The organism is Amycolatopsis sp. NPDC104819 (genome assembly GCF_055583145.1).
Genome location: NZ_JBVJON010000007.1, coordinates 346,885 through 363,172 on the forward strand (window position 1 = coordinate 346,885; position 16,288 = coordinate 363,172).

Below are 16,288 nucleotides of genomic sequence, written 5' to 3' on the forward strand. Positions count from 1 at the left end.
ACCATGCAGGGCTCCGGCGACGAGGACACCGAACTGGGGCTGGCCGAACGGGTCGCGCCGGGGTGGCTCGTCGTCCAGGTCATCAGCACGCTGCTGCTGCTCGGCGCGTTGCTGACGGCGCGGGCGTCCCCGCTGGTGTGGACGGTCTGCGGCGTCAGTTTCCTGTGCTGGCTGCTCTTCGCGCTGTCCGACCGGACCTGGCCGCGGACCTCGACCGCCGCGCTCGCCCTGTGCTCGTTCCTGCCCACGCTGGTGGTCGGGTGGAGCACGGACGGCACGGCGATGCTGATGGCCGGCGTCCCGCTCGGGGTGTTCGCCGCGCTGGCCGGGGTCAGCGCGAACCTCATCATCGCCTTCGCCGGCTTCGAAGTCGGCGTGGTCGTCACCAGCTGCGCGCTCGCCCACCAGTCGTGGGTGACGATGCTCGGCTACGCGATCGTGATGCTGATTTCGACGCTGTTCGGGCTGAACCGGCGGCAGTACCAGGTCCAGGCGCACCAGGCGGAACTGCTGCTCGAGCAGACGCGCCTTATGCACGACGAACACGCCAAAGCCGCGGCGCTGCAAGAGCGCACGCGCATCGCGAGGGAGATCCACGACGTGCTGGCACATTCACTCGGCGCCTTGAGTGTGCAGCTGGATCTCGCCGAAGGACTGCTGAGCGTCAAAGGCGACCGCGAGGCCGCGCTGGAGCGGCTGCGCCGGTCCCGGCGCCTGGCGAACGAAGGCCTGAACGAGGCCCGGCGCGCCGTCGCGGCGTTGCGGCACAACTCGCCGCCGTTGTCCGCCTCGCTGCGGGAGCTGGCCGCCGAGCACGAAGCCGACCACGGTGTGCCGGTGAGCTTCGAGACCACCGGCACCGCGCGGCCCATCCGGCCCGAGACCGCGATCTCCTTGCTGCGCGCGGGACGCGAGGCGCTGACCAACGCGGCCAAGCACGCGCCGGGCGCGCCCATCGGGATGGTGCTGGACTTCTCCGACGAAAAGGTGACGCTGCGGGTGCACAACGAGCCCATGCGGGTGCCGGTCCAGCCGTCGGCCGAGACGCAGTCGTCGGGCTACGGCCTCGTGGGCATGGGCGAACGGCTGGCGCTGGTCAGCGGTTCGCTCGTCGCCCGGCCGGCGGACCCGGCCCGCGGCGGCTGGCTGGTCACGGCCGAGGTGCCGGAATGAGCGACGGGACGATCCGCGTGATCGTCGCGGACGACCAGCAGATCATGCGGGAAGGGCTCGTCGCGCTGCTCGACCTGATGGACGGCATCGAGGTCATCGGCAACGTCGGCAACGGCGAAGAAGCGCTGCGCGTGATCGCCGAAGACCCGCCCGACGCGGTCCTGATGGATCTGCGCATGCCGGTGCTCGACGGCATCGAGACCACCCGGCGCATCGCCGCCGAGCACCCGGGCATCGCGGTGCTCGTGCTCACCACCTACGTCGACGACGAGTCGATCGCCGCCGCGCTGCACGCCGGCGCGCGGGGCTACGTGACCAAGGACGCCGGCCGCGAGCAGATCGCGGCCGCGTTGCGCGCCGCCGCCGCGGGCCAGATCACCTTCGACGCCGCGGTGTCGCAACGGCTGGTCGCGGCGTTCAACCACTCCGGGACCACAACGGTGACCGCACCGCCGACGCGGACGGGTATTCCCGGGTTGACCACCCGGGAGTCCGAAGTGCTCTCGCACATCGCCCGCGGCCTGAGCAACGCCGAGATCGCCACCGCCATGCTGATCGGTGAAGCGACCGTGAAAACGCACGCCAACAATGTTTTCATGAAAATCGGCGTCCGCAACCGCAGCGAGGCGGTACGGTACGTCTACCAGCACGGACTCGGGGACTAGCACCCCCTATTCCACCCGCCCCGAGTCAGGGGCCCGCTAGGGGTCATCGAATCCCGGCAGGGGTTGTCCGGTAATCACAGCGCTGACTAGCCTTTCGTTCGTTCCCGGAATTCCGGGAAATCGCACCGCCCGCGTCCCGAGCTCATTTCCGGGAAATCCGGCGGGCCGACGACGAAAGAGCCGGCGCTGATGACCAACGAGAGTTCACGACACCCGTTCGGGCTGTCGACGGGCGACCAGGTGCTCGTCGTCGCCCCGCACCCGGACGACGAGACCATCGGCCCCGGCGGCACGGCCGCCCGGCTGGCCGCCGCCGGCATCGGCGTGCACGTGCTGTGCGTGACCGTCCGGGCCGCGAAGATGTGGGGCTCGCACAGCGATCCGAACACCCGGCTCGCCGAGTTCGAAACCGCCTGCAAGGCGCTGGGCACCACGACCCAGACGATCGCCTGGGTCGACGAGACCGGCGACCTCGACATCACCACGAAGCAGCGTGACCTGGTCAACCTCATCGAGAAGCACGAGGAGTGCTCACTCTCGGCGGTGCGGCCGGAGGCGCTGATCATCCCCGCGGCCGGCGGGTACCACCAGGACCACCAGGCGGTGTTCCGCGCCGCTTTCGCCGCCGCCCGGATCCAGGGCCCCGGCCTCAAGCCGACACCGAAGATGGTGCTCGGCTACCGCGGGGTCGAGGACCGCTGGTCCGCCGACTCGGAGCCGTGGTGGGTCCACGTCGACACCTCCGCGCACTGGGCCGACAAAGAAGAAGCACTGCGCGCCTACGGCACCCAGATGCGGCCGGGAAACCAGCCCCGGTCCCTGAACCACGTCCGGACCATCGACGCCGCCACCGGCGGGTCGCACTGCTGGGAATACGGCGAATCGTTCGTGCCGTACCGGATGTCCTGGTGACCGAGCCGGCCAAAAGCAGGCCGACCGCCACGCGGCACGCAACCGTTGCCACGAAAGCCATTCGGCCGTGACTGCGGTCGGATCGGTCGCGATCGGCACAGTAATCCGCCCGCCGAAACAAACCAACTGAGAATCCGAGGATATCGCCATGGCTGACACCGATCGGCATATCGTAATTCTGGGGATCGGGTACACCGGTCTGCCCTTGGCCGTCGCGCAGGCGCGCCTCGGCCGTCAGGTTGTCGGTTTCGACATCAGCGCCGAGCGCGTCGAAGCCGTCAACGCGCTGCGGTCGCCGGTCGACACGGTGCTCGACAGCGACCTGGCCGAGGTGGCCGGGAACCTCAGCGCCACGCTCGACCCGTCCGTGCTCGCCGAGGCCGACGTCGTCGTCGTGTGCGCCCCGACCCCGGTCCGCGAGGACGACCAGCCCGACCTGGTGCCGCTGGAGTCCGCGGTCGCCACCGTGCGGGACCACCTGAAGCCGGGCCAGCTGGTGATCGTGGAGTCCACGACCTACCCGGGCACCACCGACGCGCTGCTGCTGCCCATCCTGGAGGAGTCGGGCCTGCTGGCCGGCGTCGACTTCGACCTCGCGTACTCGCCCGAGCGGATCGACCCGGGTAACGCCAAGTTCGACCTGAGCAACACCCCCCGGCTCGTCGGCGGCCTGACCGACGCCTCGCGCGACCGTGCGGCGGACTTCTACCGGGGTGTCACCCTCGTGCACCTGACCAAGGGCATGCGCGAGGCCGAGGCGGCCAAGATCCTGGAGAACACGTTCCGCCAGGTGAACATCGCGCTGGTGAACGAGTTCGCGCAGCTGTGCCACAGCATGGAGCTCGACGTCTGGGACACGATCCGCGCCGCGGCCACGAAGCCCTACGGCTTCAAGGTGTTCTGGCCGGGCCCGGGCGTCGGCGGCCACTGCATCCCGGCCGACCCGCTGTACCTGGTGCACCACGCCACCACGCTCGGGCTCCGGTTCAAGATGGCGGAGACGGCGAACGATGTGAACAAGGGCATGCCGCTGTGGGTGGCGGACCGCGTCTGCAAGCACCTCGAGGACAACTCCATCGCCGTCGACGGGGCGAAGGTCCTCGTGCTGGGTGTCACCTACAAGCCGGACGTCGCCGACACCCGGGAGACGCCGGCCGCGCCGATCATCCGGCAGTTCCTCGACCGCGGCGCCGATGTGGCGTTCCACGACCCGTACATCGACGTGTTCGGCGGTCTGCAGTGCGTGCCGGAGCTGGACGCGGCGCTGGCCGCCGCCGATCTGGTCGTGCTGCTCCAGCCGCACCGCGAGTACACCGCCGAGGTGCTGGGCGGCGCGGCCCGGCTCTTCGACACGACCGGGGCCGCCACCGGCGTCACGACGGTGACCAGCCTGTAGTTCCTCTCCCCGAGAGCCGCCTTGACAGCGTCCGACGCTGTCCAAGGCGGCTTTTCGCGTTCCCGGGTGCGTGTTTCCGCCCCCACGGTTGTTCAACCCGCGGCGAAATTGTGGCCCCAGGACGATTGACGTCGTGGTACGGCGCCGCCGGCCGGGCTCGTGTGAAGTTTCTGTCGGGCGGCAGGTAGACGTGTTCCCGGTCAGTGGGCCGCGCCGAATTCCCGCACCCTTTTCCCGCTGTTCTCGTTTCCGGCTCCGGCCGTGACACCGCGAGGGCAGTCGTCACCGAAAAGGCCGCCGCTCCCCCTTCTCCCGGGGTGGAGAGCCAAAATCCACCGTCGCGCCCCGCCGGTCGTTTTGCCCGGTTCAGGGGTGCCCGTGCGGGCCGACACCCCTACTCGACCCCTACTACCGCGGTTCGGCCGGGGATCCGGGTCACCTGAACCAAGGTTGTCCGGGGTGGAGACCCCGGAAGGCGGCCGCGACGCGAGGTGGAGCCCAGTTCTAGTCCGATCGGGTGACGGCATCTCACTCCTGGTCAAGGTTCTGTCCCCGACCGTGACGTCCCGGAGTCGCTCCGACCTGGAGATCATCTCCAAAAACCGGCCTGAGCCGTGGTGGCCGCCGCGTCTCCCCCTTTGGTCGCAGACACTCTGGGTAGTGTTCGACAGGTCCTTCGACCACGGAGCGCGTCAGTTTAGGCCGAACGAGTTAGACCCTCGATCGATTCCGACGGCGCGCCCGATTTACCCCATTCGTCCGCCCTGCCCCGGTCGTGCATTCCGCATCCCTGCGTGACGGCACTGCCACCAACGGTCAAAAATCGGGCCCAACTGACGCTCCGAAGCCGCTTTTTCACTCGTTCGGGTGATTGAGGGGAGCGATCCGCTCGCCGGGAACAGCGGAAAACGAACGCTTTTCATCCTGGGTAAAGCCACCTCCGACGGTGATGGACCGAACACACCCCCGCCTCCACCTGCGCTGGTCAACCCGTGCCGAGGCGACTACGTTTGTTTTTGTCGAAGAGTTCTTCCTTGATGGTGAGACGCTCTTCGTCACAGCAAGTAACTGGGGATAGCAAGCTACGCCGAAGGTTGTCACTGGGGTGGTCACACACCTTCGGCGGGGAACATCACTGGGGTGATAGGCACATGGCTTTGGTGGAACGGGAAAAGGTACTAGACAGTCTGATCGAGCTCCTCGACGAAAGCCGTCGCGGCAACGGGGTCGTCGCACTCCTGACCGGCGGCGTGGCCAGCGGCAAGACCAGCCTGCTGCGCCGGTTCTCCGAACGGGCCGGCGACTCGGGAGCGCTCGTGCTGAGCGCGTGCGGCTCGTTCGCGGAAGAAGACGTGCACCTGGGGATGCTGGACCAGCTGTTCGGCAACCCGCTGCTCCCGCCCGAGACCGTCACGCAGGCCCACCGGATCATGGGCTCCGCGGCGGACTCGGACACGAACAACGGCCTGCGCTTCGACGCGCGGATCGCGCACGGCATCTGCGTGGCGCTGCTGGAGCTGTCCAAGGAGCGGCCGCTGGTGATCGTGGTCGACGACATGCAGTTCGCCGACCGGGCGTCGCTGCGCACGCTGCTCTACATCCAGCACCGCATCGGCGTCTCCCGCGTCCTGATGATCCTGGCCGAGAGCGCGAGTGCCCGGCCGGCCCGGTCGCGGCTGCACTCGGAGATCATCCGGCAGCCGCACGCGCGGCACCTGACCGTGCCCCCGCTGTCGGTCGGCGGGGTCGCGCAGGTGCTGGCGGAGCGGCTGGACGCGGCGACGGCCGGCCGGCTGGCCGCGGCGTGCCACCGCCTCACCGGCGGCAACCCGCTGCTCACGCACGCACTGGCCGACGACTGCGAGTCGGCGGGCGCGGCGGAGCCGACCATCGGCATCGCGTACGAGCACGCGGTGCTGAGCTGCCTGCACCGCAGCCCGGCGCACCTCGTGCGGACGGCCCGGGCGGTGGCGGTCCTCGACGGCCACGGTGACGAGGAGGACCTCGCGCAGGTCCTGCGGCTCGACCAGGCCAAGGTGGCCGCGGCGCTGGCGATGCTGGAGCACAGCGGCCTGATCGAGCACCACCGGTTCCGCCACGAGCGGGCCGCGAAGGCCGTCCGGGCCGAGCTGCCCGAAGCGGAAGCGCGGGCGTTGAACCTCGAGGTCGCCCGGCGGCTGCACCAGCAGGGCAAGCCCGACACCGTCGTCGCGGACTACCTGCTGCGCGGCGGGGCGGCCGAGCCGTGGGCGCTGCCGGTGCTGTGGAACGCGGCGCAGGAAGCGCTGCGGGAGAACCGGGCCGAGGTCGCGGTGGCGTGCCTGACGCTGCCGAAGCAGGAGGACATGGGCCCGCGCGAGGCGGCCGCGTTCACCGCCCGGCTGGTCCAGATCCAGAACCGGACCAACCCCGCGGCGGCGGCGATGCGGCTCGGCCCCCTCGGCGACTCGTTCGACCAGGGGCACCTGAGCACGCAGCACACGGCCGACTACGTCTACTCGCTGCTCTGGCACGGCCGGCTCGACCGCGCCGCGACGGTGCTGGGCCGGCCCGAGGCGGAGTGTTTCGCGGACAGCCAGTGGGTGCGGGTGTGGTACCCGGAGGTGGCGGGCGAACGCCGTCGCGACCGCGGCACGACCGCGTACGACGGCGCGTGCTCGGGCCAGGCGCTCACGCTCGCGCTGTCGTCGAAGTACCGCGACGAGGCACTGGCGGCGGCCGAGCAGGTGCTGGAGAGCTGCTGGCTGATCGAGGTCCCGCAGCTGGAGGAGGTCGTCGCGGCCCTGCAGGCGCTGCTCCTGGCCGGCGAGCCGCACCGCGCGGACCGCTGGTGCGAAGAGCTCCTGCGGATGAAGGCGGTGCAGACGTCCCCGACCCTGCGCGCGGTGATCACCGACGTGAAGGCGGGAGTAGCCCTGCGCCTCGGCGACCTGCACGCGGCGGAGCGGTGCGCGCGGGAGGCGTTGACGATCCTGCCGGCGCAGAGCTGGGGCACGCTGATCGGCCTGCCGCTGGCGCACCTGGTGGACGCGCTGACCCGGATGGGCCGGTACGAGGAGGCGGCGGCCGAGCTCAAGCGGGACATCCCGCCGGGCCTGCGCCGCACGGCGTTCTGGCTCCAGTACCTGATGGCCCGCGGCAACCACTACCTGGCCACGGACCGCCTGCACGCGGCGCTCGAGGACTTCGCGACGGTCCGGACGTTGGCCGTCCGCTGGGAGATCGACCACCCGGAGCTGGTGCCGTGGCGCCTCAGCGCGGCCAAGGCGCACGCCCGCCTCGGCCACGCGGACCAGGCCCGCAAGCTCCTGCGCGACCAGCTCGAGCGGTGTGGCGACGAGCGCGTCCGCGCGCACGCGGTGTGCCTGCGCGCGCTGGCGGAGGTGAGCGAGTTCAAGGAGCGCCTCCCGATGCTCCGCAGGGCGGCCGAGCAGCTCCAGACGTGCGACGACCGGTACGAGCTGGCCCACGTGTTCGCGGCGCTCAGCGAGTGCGCGCAGATGTTGGGTGACTACAACCGGGCCCGCACAGCCCAGCGCCGAGCGGTCCAGCTGGCGAAGTCGTGCGGCGCGGACCCGTTGTGGCGGAGTTTGACGCCGGCCGGGGCGCCGGCGGTGACCGAGCAGGTGGCTGAGGAGCTGAGCCCGTCGACGTTGAGCGCGGCGGAGCAGCGGGTGGCTTCGCTGGCCTCGCTGGGGCACACGAACCGGGAGATCGGGCGGAAGCTGTACATCACTGTTTCGACTGTGGAGCAGCATTTGACCCGGGTGTACCGGAAGCTGAACATCAATCGGCGGACTGAGCTGCCGAGTGGGCATCGGTGGCTGTCGCATGCCGGGGAGATGGAGCAGATGCCGCGGCATGAGGTGGCTTCCTGGTAGGAGGGTTGGTGGGGTCGCGGTTCTCGGTTTGTTGGGAGCCGCGGCTTCTGCCGCTCGGGTGTGGTCGCTTGCTGTGGCTTTCCGTGGTCCGGCTAGCGGACCGAGCAGGGGCAGGTTGCTTGGTGAGAGGTGAGGCGGCGGTTCCGTTGGGACCGCCGCTTTGCCGTCGACTCGCCACCAGCGATGCGGCTGGCGGGGCCGTGTGGAACGAACCAGGCGGTCTGGCCACGCCGCACCTCGAGCGGCGCGAGGTAGCTTCCTGCTGCGAAGGCATGCGGCGGTTCCTTGAGGGCTGCCGCTTTGCTGTCGGCGGCCCCGGCTGGTGGGCGTGCGGAACAAACTCGCGTAATCCGCCTACGCTGGGCCGGAACCGGGACGAGCGGCGCCAGGTGGCTTCCCGTGGGTCAGCTGCGAGCCGCGCCGAAGGCGGTTCCGCAGAGAGCCGCGGCCAGGCACGCCATGGCTGCGGCTCCGAGAGCTACCCGCGCGCCAGTGCTGGGATGTCGGTCGCATCGTGAGTGGCGTGCCCGGCTGTCCCGCCGCTGTGGGCGTGGGGGCTGGCGCGCAGCCGCGGTGACTGCGGGTCTGAGAGCTACTCCGCGCCAGTGGAGGTGGCCAGTGACAACATGCCCGCCGCAGGCATGGCAGTTGGCGCGCAGCCGCGGTGGCCGCGGGTCGGGGTTGCTCCGCGGCGGGCAGGGTTTCGGTTGCGCCTTCGGCTCTCCTGCCATCGCAGGGCGTGGCGGCTGGCGCGCAGCCGCGGTGGCCGCAGGTCCGGGGCCACTCCGCGTTGGGGGCAGGTTCCGGTTGCGCTTCGGATCTCTTGCCACCGCGGGCATGGCGGCTGGCGCGCAGCCGGGCTGGCTGCGGGTCGGGGCTACTCCGCGGCTGGGCAAGGGTTCCGGCTGGATCGTGGGTGACATTCCAGCGCTGTGGCGCGGTGGTTGAGACGTGACCGCGGGTCTGAGAGCTACTTCGCGTCGGGGTGGGTGGCCGGCGCGGCGGGGAGGTGGAAGTGCCCTCTGCCGTTGTGGGGGTCGGACCGTGGGTGTCCTTTGTCTAGGCGGCGAAGGGTAGTGGTGGGTGCAGGTTGTTGCGCCTGGGTCTTCGGCTTGGGTCTAGGTACTGGGGTGGGATGAACTCCGGTTGGCCGTCTGGTGCCAGGCGGACCTTCCAGCCCGAGCGATGCAGCAGGCGGTGGTGGTGGCCGCACAGGAGGACCGTGTTCGTCAGGTCCGTTGGGCCGCCTTCGGACCAGCGCTTTATGTGGTGGCCCTGGCAGTGGCGGGGCGGGCGGTGGCATCCCGGGAAAGCGCAGCCGCGGTCTCGGAGGTACAACGCCCGGCGCAAGCCAGCTGAGATCAGGCGGCGTAGGCGGCCCAAGTTCAGGGGTTCGTTCTTGCCGCCGAGTACTGCTGGGATCACCATTGCGTCGCATGCGTGGACTCTTGCCTCTGCCGCGGTGATCTCCGCTGTGTCGCCTAAGGTTGCCTTGCCTGTGCCGGATTTCAGGTTCTCCAAGGACACCGCGACCATCACGTGTGCTCGTTCGCCTGCCTGGGTGGGCAGCGCCGGTGAGTTCAGGGCCAGGTCCACCGCGTCGGAGAATGCGTCGCCCAGTCGCTCGGCTGGGCTGCGGAGGTCGGGACCGTCTTCGGAGGTGCGGCGCTCGGACAGGGAATCCAGCAGTGCGTTGGCTCGGGTGCCGGTCTCGTCGTCGAACCTGCCCTTGAGCTCCCATACTCCGGTTCTCTTGCGGCGAAACGTCAACTCGCGGTCGGGCGTGGGTGGCTCGGTGACGTCCGGTTCTGGGCCGTCCGGTTCAAGGTGGGCGATGATGCGGTGGCCGGCGGCCGCGACTTGGGCCGGGCCGGCCTGGTCCGCCAGGTTCAGGAGCTGGTGCTCTGCCTGCTCGCGTTCCTCGGGTGGGATCTGACGCAACGTCTCGGTGATCGCGTCGATCGTCGCGTCGCTCAGTTTGCCCGCGCGGGCTGCTTCGCCCGTCGCCGGGGCCAATGCAGGCTCGACCGTGCCGTCCAGGTGGTGTGACGGGTTCAGGACCTGCGCGCGTTTGACGAGTTTGTCCGCCGCGCGGCGGGGGATGTCGGCCATGTGCTCGAGCCAGCGGGTCAGGGAACGGTATCCGTACAAGTCCATGACACCGCGATCCGCGATCTCCGTCAGCACCGCCCCGAGTTCCGCTTCCGTGGCGCGAATTCGGGACAGCAGCAAACCGACGCGGTCGGCGAGGGCCTCCGCGTCGGCTTGCCACAGGTGTCTGTCCATGGCTTCGACGTTACCGAGCTTCGAACACAAGTTCACCACTCGATCAGGTGAAGTCAGGGCTGGAGAACCGCCAGCCAGTCGTGCACGCTCCGGGCCGTGGAAGACGCGTGCTCGCGCATCATCGAGAAGTGGTCACCCGGCGTGTCCACAATGGACGACGGGAGGTCCCACGTCGCCTGCCAGTCCGGGCGGTCGGACCACGACGGCAGCGGGGATGACGCTCGCAGCAGGAGAGTCGGCGTCGGAAGCGAAGATGGCACCCAGCCGTCGAAGATCTCCAGGTAGCCGCCCATCGCCGTCAGGCGGGCGTCGCCGACTGCGGCGCCGGACATCTCCCCCGCCAGCTCACCCTGGACGTCGGCCAGGACGTCCGCGCTCTGCAGATACGTGTCCAGAAGCGCCACTCCCCGCGGCGCCGCGCCGCGAGACGCCAGCAGACGCGCCAGTTCGTGCGCCACCGGACCGCCCGACGAATGCGCCGCCAACGCGAACGGGCGGCCTTCCGTGTGCCGCAGCAACACTTCGGCCAGGACCGACACCAGCGCCGGAATCGACGTCGGCAGCAGCTCGCCCGCGTGGTAACCGGGCAGCGTCAGGACCGACGTGTCCCGCAAGTCGCGCAGCGCCGCCGCGAACCGCGCGTACTCCTGCGGCCCGGACATCGCCAGCACGGACGGCACGCAGATCAGCTCGGTCCCCGCGCCGCCCTTGGCCAGGCGGACGACGTCGACGCCGTCGGGGCGCGCGCCCTCCTCGAACGTCGGGCGGAACCGGGCCGCGCGCGCCAGGAGCTCGACGAACTCGCCGAAACGGCCCGTTCGGCCCGCCTCCGCCAGCATCGGGCCGAACAGGCCCGCCGGTTCGGGGGTCGGCTGCGGCGTGTCGCTCAATGCCGACGCCACCGCCTGGGCGACGTCGAGGACGGTCGGCTGCTCGAACACCAGCGTCGCGGGCAACGTGAGCCCGGTGGCGCTGTTGATGCGGTTGCGCAGTTCGACGCCGGTCAGCGAGTCGACGCCCAGCTCGAGGAACCGCGCGCCTGCCGCGATTTCGGTGGTGTCCTCGTGGCCGAGGACGTCGGCGAGGTGGCCGCGCACCAGGTCGACCAGGAGCTTCTCGGCCTCCGCTGGGTCCGCGGCGGCGATTCGCGTGCGGAACTGCGACGCGGAGCTCGTCTTACGCCGAGCGGGCGCGCGTACGAGGCCGCGCAGCAGGGGCGGCACGTCACCGTCTTGGGCGCGCAGGACGGCGGGGACGTCCAGGCGGATCGGCACCGTGAGGACCTCGTCGCCGGCGAGTGCCGCGTCGAACAACGCGAGGCCCGACTCGGTGGAGAGGCCGCCGCCGGACACCGTGGCCGTCGACTCGCCGCGTTCCTCCCACAGGCCCCAGGCCATCGAGTGCGCCGGAAGTCCTTGGGCGCGGCGGTGTTCGGCGAAGGCGTCGAGGAAGACGTTCGCCGCCGCGTACGCGCCCTGGCCCGGGTTGCCGAAGACGCCCGCCGCGGACGAGAACAGCACGAACGCCGCCAGATCCAGGTCGGCGGTCAGGTCGTGGAGGGCCACTGCCGCGTCGACCTTCGCGCGCAGCACGCGCTCGAGCCGGTCCGGGGTGAGACTGCTGACCAGGCCGTCGTCGAGGACGACCGCGGAGTGCACCACGGCGGTGAGCGGGTGCGCCGCCGGGATCGTACGCAGGACTTCGGCGAGGCGGGTGCGGTCGGCGGTGTCGCAGGCTGCGATCGTGACCGTGGCGCCGAGCTCGGCGAGGTTGGCCGCGAGGGCGTCGGCGCCCGGGGCCTCGGGGCCGCGGCGGCTGAGCAGGAGGAGGTTGCGGATGCCGTATGCCGTGACGAGGTGACGGGCCAGCAGTGCGCCCACCGCGCCTGTGCCGCCGGTGATCAGGACCGTGCCTTCGGGGTCGAGGGGACGGATTCCTTCGGAAGGCAGGGTTTTTGCCAGCCGAGGTGCGAGGGCGACGCCTTCGCGCAGGGCCAGCTCGGGTTCGCCGATGGCCAGAGCGGCCGGGAGGAGAGCGAGGGATTCGGGGGTTTCGTCGAGGTCAATCAGGGCGAAGCGGCCGGGTTCTTCCGCGGACGCCGAGCGCAGTAGGCCGCGCGCGGTTGCCGCGGCGACCCCGCGGGTGACGACGACCAGTTTGCTGGTGGTGGGGGCTTCGGCCAGCCAGCGTTGGATGAGGTCGAGGGTGGAGCGGGCGGCGTTTCCGGCTGCCGTGGGGAGGTCTGGGCCGGAATCGTCCACTGTGGTCAGGACGATCGCGGGGGCGGAAGCCCGGGACTCGATGACTGGGAGGTCCAGGCCGAGCGGACTGGTCAGGGCGGCGCAGAGCGCGAGGCCGGGCGGATCCGACACCAGGCCGAAGCGGTCCGGACCCAGCAGCGCAACATCCACAGTGGACTCCGACACCGCAACCGGCGTCCAATCAACCCGATACAGCGGCTCAAGACCCGCCGACGGCAGGTCCCGCGTCTGCACCGCGTCCACCGAGAACACCGGCTCACCAGCGGAATCCACCGCCTCCAACCGCATCCCCGACGGACCCGGCGACAGCCGCACCCGCAACGAAGTCGCCGAAGACGCCGACACTCGCGCCCCCGTGAAGGAAAACGGCAGACCCGGGCGTCCGTTACCCAGCAACCCGCCCAGCAACGCCCCATGCAACGAAGCGTCCATCAACGCGGGACTCAGCGTGAACCCCTCCGGACCGGACTCCAGCTCGACCTCGGCAAAAACGTCCTCGCCCCGCCGCCAAGCGGCACGCAGGCCCTGGAACGAAGGCCCGTAAACCAGCCCGATCGCCGACAGCTCCGCATAGATGTGCTCGAGATCCACCGGCGCGGCATCCGCGGGCGGCCACGGCCCCACCGAAGCCACCGGCGGAGACGTCGGTGCCAGCGAACCCGTCGCGTGCAACGTCCACGAACCCTCGTCGGTCCGCGAATAGACGTCCACCGAGCGCGTGTCCCCCGCCGGGCCCAGCGCGAGGTGCAGCTGCACCGAAGAAGACAGCGGCAGCGGCGCCGCCAAAGTGAGGTCGGCCAGCGTCCCGTAGCCCCACTCGGCACCCGCAGACACGGCCATCTCGACAAACGCCGTGCCCGGCAGGAGCACCGCGTCCATCGCCGCGTGGTCCGCCAGCCACGGGTGCGTGGCCAACGAGACGCGGCCCGTGTACCGCACCGCGTCCGACTCCGGGAGTGGCACCGCCGCGCCCAGCAGTGGGTGGCCCGTCGCCGTGAGGCCGGCCACCGAGACGTCGCCTGCTGCCGTGCGGAGCGTGTCCAGCCAGTAGCGCTGTCGCTGGAAACGGTACGTCGGGAGGTCGGTGAAGCCGCCGCCGATCACGCCCGCCCAGTCCACCACCGCGCCGTGCACGTGCGCCTCGGCCAGTGCGGCGAAGAAGCGCGGCAGGCCGCCGTCGGAGCGGCGCAACGAGCCGACCACTGCCGCGTCCGTGCCTTCCAGGGTCTGGCGGGTCGGCAGCACGATCACCGGGTGCGGGCTGCACTCGACGAACACCGTGTGCCGGTCCTCGGCCAGCGCCGCGACCGCCGGTTGGTACAGCACCGGCTGGCGCAGGTTCCGGTACCAGTACTCCGCGTCAAAACTTGCCGTGTCCTGCGCCGAACCGGTCACCGTCGAGTACATCGGGATTGTCGACCGGCGGGGCTTGATCCCCGCCAGGTCGTGCAGCAGGTCGTCGCGCAGGGCGTCGACCTGCGCGGAGTGGGCCGCGGTGTCCAGGCCGGGCACCCGCTTCGCCCAGACACCGTCGGTCTCGCACGCCGCGAGGAACTCCGTCAGCGCCTCGGGCTCGCCGGAGACGCCGCAGGAGGACGCGCTGTTGACCGTCGCGACCGACAGCCGGTCGCCCCACGGCGAAAGGCGCGGCGTGAGCTGCTCCTGGCTGAGCGCCACCGTCGCCATCGCGCCGTGCCCGGACAGCCGCGCCGAGACCTTGCTGCGCGCCGCGACGATCAGCGCCGCGTCGTCGAGGTCCAGGCCACCGGCGACGTACGCGGCGGCGACCTCACCCTGCGAGTGCCCGACGACCGCCGCCGGCTGGACACCGTGGACGCGCCACAGCTCCGCCAGCGACACCATCACCGTGAACAGCACCGGCTGGATCACGTCGATGCGGTTCAGCTCGGGCGCGCCGGGCTCTTCGCGCAGCACCGCCAGCACGGACCAGTCGAGGTGCGCGTCGAACGCCTTCGCGCACTCCTCGGCCGCGTCGGCGAACGCGGGCGCCGACTCGAGCAGCGCACGAGCCATCGCGGGCCACTGCGAACCCTGGCCCGGGAAGACGAACGCCACCTTGCCCGGCGACCGGGTCACCCCGGTGACGACCAGGTCGCTCGGCCGGTCCTCGGCCAGCGCGTCGAGGCCGGCGAGGACGTCCGAGCCGACCACGGCCGCGCGGTGGGCGAGCGCGGCGCGGCCGGAAGCGAGGGTGCGGGCGACGTCGGTCCGGTTGAACCCCGACGCGAGAGAATCACGCAGAGCGGCGGCCTGGTCCCGCAGCGCGGACGCCGTCTTGCCCGACAGGACCAGCGGGAACGCGCCTTCCGGCGACTCCACAACGAAGGGCTCGGCCTGCTCCAGGATGACGTGCGCGTTCGTGCCGCTGATCCCGAACGACGACACGGCGGCGCGCCGCGGGCGGCCGGTCTCCGGCCACGGCACGTTCTCCGGCACCAGCGCCACCGCGCCCGAGCTCCAGTCCACATGGGACGACGGGTTCGCGGAGTGCAGCGTCCGCGGCACCACGCCGGCCCGCAGCGCCTGCACCATCTTGATGATCCCGCCGACGCCGGCCGCGGCCTGGGAGTGCCCGATGTTCGACTTCAGCGAGCCGAGCAGCAGCGGCCGGTCGGCCGGACGATCCCGGCCGTAGGTGGCGAACAGCGCCTGTGCCTCGATCGGGTCGCCGAGCGACGTCCCGGTGCCGTGCGCCTCCACCGCGTCGACGTCCGAAGTGGACAGTCCGGCGGCGGCGAGAGCCTCCCGGATCACCCGCTGCTGCGAAGGGCCGTTCGGCGCGGTCAGGCCGTTGGACGCGCCGTCGGAGTTCACCGCCGAGCCTCGGACGACCGCGAGCACCGGGTGCCCGAGCCGCCGCGCCTCGGAAAGCCTTTCCAGCACCAGCATCCCGGCGCCTTCGGCCATGCCGAACCCGTCGGCCTCCTCGGCGAACGCGCGGCACCGGCCGTCGCGAGACAGGGCCTTCTGCTGGCTGAAGCTGATGAACGCGTCCGGCTGGGCGACGACGGTGGCGCCGCCGGCCAGCGCCAGCGAGCACTCGCCGTTGCGCAGCGCCTGCGCGGCGAGGTGCAGCGTGACCAGCGACGACGAGCACGCCGTGTCGACGCTGACCGAAGGCCCTTCGAGGCCGAAGGTGTAGGAGATGCGGCCCGACGCGATGCTGGTGGAGTTGCCGAGCGCCGCGTGCGCTTCGGTCTCCGCCGGGATTTCCGTGGCGCCGCTGGCGTAACTGCTGTTCATCAGCCCGACGAACACCCCGACCTTGGCGCGCCGCAGCGACAGCGGGTTGATGCCGCCGTGCTCCAGCGCTTCCCACGACGTCTCCAGCAGCAGCCGCTGCTGCGGGTCCATGCCCAGCGCCTCGTGCGGAGAGATGCCGAACAGGCCCGCGTCGAACTCCGCGGCGCCGTCGAGGAACCCGCCGTGCCGCGTGTACGACGCGTCGGCGCCGTCCGGGTCGTAGAGGCTCTCGAGGTCCCAGCCGCGGTCGGCGGGGAACTCGCCCACCGCGTCGACGCCGTCGGAAACCAGCCGCCACAACGCTTCCGGCGAGTCGACCCCGCCGGGGAACCGGCAGGCCATCCCGACGATCACCACCGGGTCGGCGGCCTCCTCCTCGGCCTTGGCCAGCCGCTGCCGGGTCTGGTGCAGCTCGGTGGTCACCTGCTTGAGGAAGTGCCGGAGCTTGTC

The 16,288-nt window shown here is 71.0% G+C and carries 6 protein-coding genes and 1 pseudogene; 5 read left to right on the plus strand and 2 right to left on the minus strand.

Going from position 1 to position 16,288, the window contains the following annotated elements; all coding sequences use genetic code 11:
• The first annotated feature begins 3 nt into the window (after nucleotides 1-3).
• From ACZ63E_RS24205 to ACZ63E_RS24225, 5 genes are all read left to right on the plus strand, one after another.
• Nucleotides 4-1,173, plus strand: coding sequence for a sensor histidine kinase (locus ACZ63E_RS24205; RefSeq protein ID WP_465338382.1), 1,170 nt, complete (start codon nucleotides 4-6; stop codon nucleotides 1,171-1,173).
• On the plus strand, nucleotides 1,170-1,838 hold the full coding sequence (locus ACZ63E_RS24210; protein ID WP_465338383.1) for a response regulator: 669 nt from the start codon (nucleotides 1,170-1,172) through the stop codon (nucleotides 1,836-1,838). Before ACZ63E_RS24205 ends, ACZ63E_RS24210 begins: the two co-directional genes overlap by 4 nt.
• A gap of 189 nt (nucleotides 1,839-2,027) precedes the next feature.
• Nucleotides 2,028-2,750 (plus strand): PIG-L deacetylase family protein, encoded by a 723-nt coding sequence (locus ACZ63E_RS24215; RefSeq protein WP_465338384.1) that lies wholly within the window; start codon nucleotides 2,028-2,030, stop codon nucleotides 2,748-2,750.
• A 148-nt stretch (nucleotides 2,751-2,898) separates the two neighbouring features.
• Complete coding sequence (locus ACZ63E_RS24220; RefSeq protein WP_465338385.1) at nucleotides 2,899-4,146, plus strand: nucleotide sugar dehydrogenase; 1,248 nt, start codon at nucleotides 2,899-2,901, stop codon at nucleotides 4,144-4,146.
• 1,151 nt (nucleotides 4,147-5,297) lie between these two features.
• Nucleotides 5,298-8,027: a helix-turn-helix transcriptional regulator gene (locus tag ACZ63E_RS24225; protein WP_465338386.1), complete on the plus strand. Its 2,730-nt coding sequence runs from the start codon at nucleotides 5,298-5,300 to the stop codon at nucleotides 8,025-8,027.
• A 1,059-nt stretch (nucleotides 8,028-9,086) separates the two neighbouring features.
• On the opposite strand, the gene ACZ63E_RS24230 is transcribed toward ACZ63E_RS24225, so the two are convergent.
• Together ACZ63E_RS24230 and ACZ63E_RS24235 are read right to left on the minus strand one after the other, a co-directional pair.
• A complete protein-coding gene (locus ACZ63E_RS24230) occupies nucleotides 9,087-10,313 on the minus strand; it encodes an HNH endonuclease signature motif containing protein (protein WP_465338387.1) in 1,227 nt (408 codons plus the stop codon).
• Nucleotides 10,314-10,366: 53 nt separating this feature from the next.
• Nucleotides 10,367-16,288: pseudogene (locus ACZ63E_RS24235) on the minus strand (SDR family NAD(P)-dependent oxidoreductase); the annotation flags it as partial.

What these genes read in the sequence shown, in the direction of transcription:
- ACZ63E_RS24230 (WP_465338387.1), bottom strand. Translation starts at nt 10,313, where the DNA reads ATGGACAGACACCTGTGGCAAGCCGACGCGGAGGCCCTCGCCGACCGC.
- ACZ63E_RS24225 (WP_465338386.1), top strand. Translation starts at nt 5,298, where the DNA reads ATGGCTTTGGTGGAACGGGAAAAGGTACTAGACAGTCTGATCGAGCTC.
- ACZ63E_RS24205 (WP_465338382.1), top strand. Translation starts at nt 4, where the DNA reads ATGCAGGGCTCCGGCGACGAGGACACCGAACTGGGGCTGGCCGAACGG.
- ACZ63E_RS24220 (WP_465338385.1), top strand. Translation starts at nt 2,899, where the DNA reads ATGGCTGACACCGATCGGCATATCGTAATTCTGGGGATCGGGTACACC.
- ACZ63E_RS24215 (WP_465338384.1), top strand. Translation starts at nt 2,028, where the DNA reads ATGACCAACGAGAGTTCACGACACCCGTTCGGGCTGTCGACGGGCGAC.
- ACZ63E_RS24210 (WP_465338383.1), top strand. Translation starts at nt 1,170, where the DNA reads ATGAGCGACGGGACGATCCGCGTGATCGTCGCGGACGACCAGCAGATC.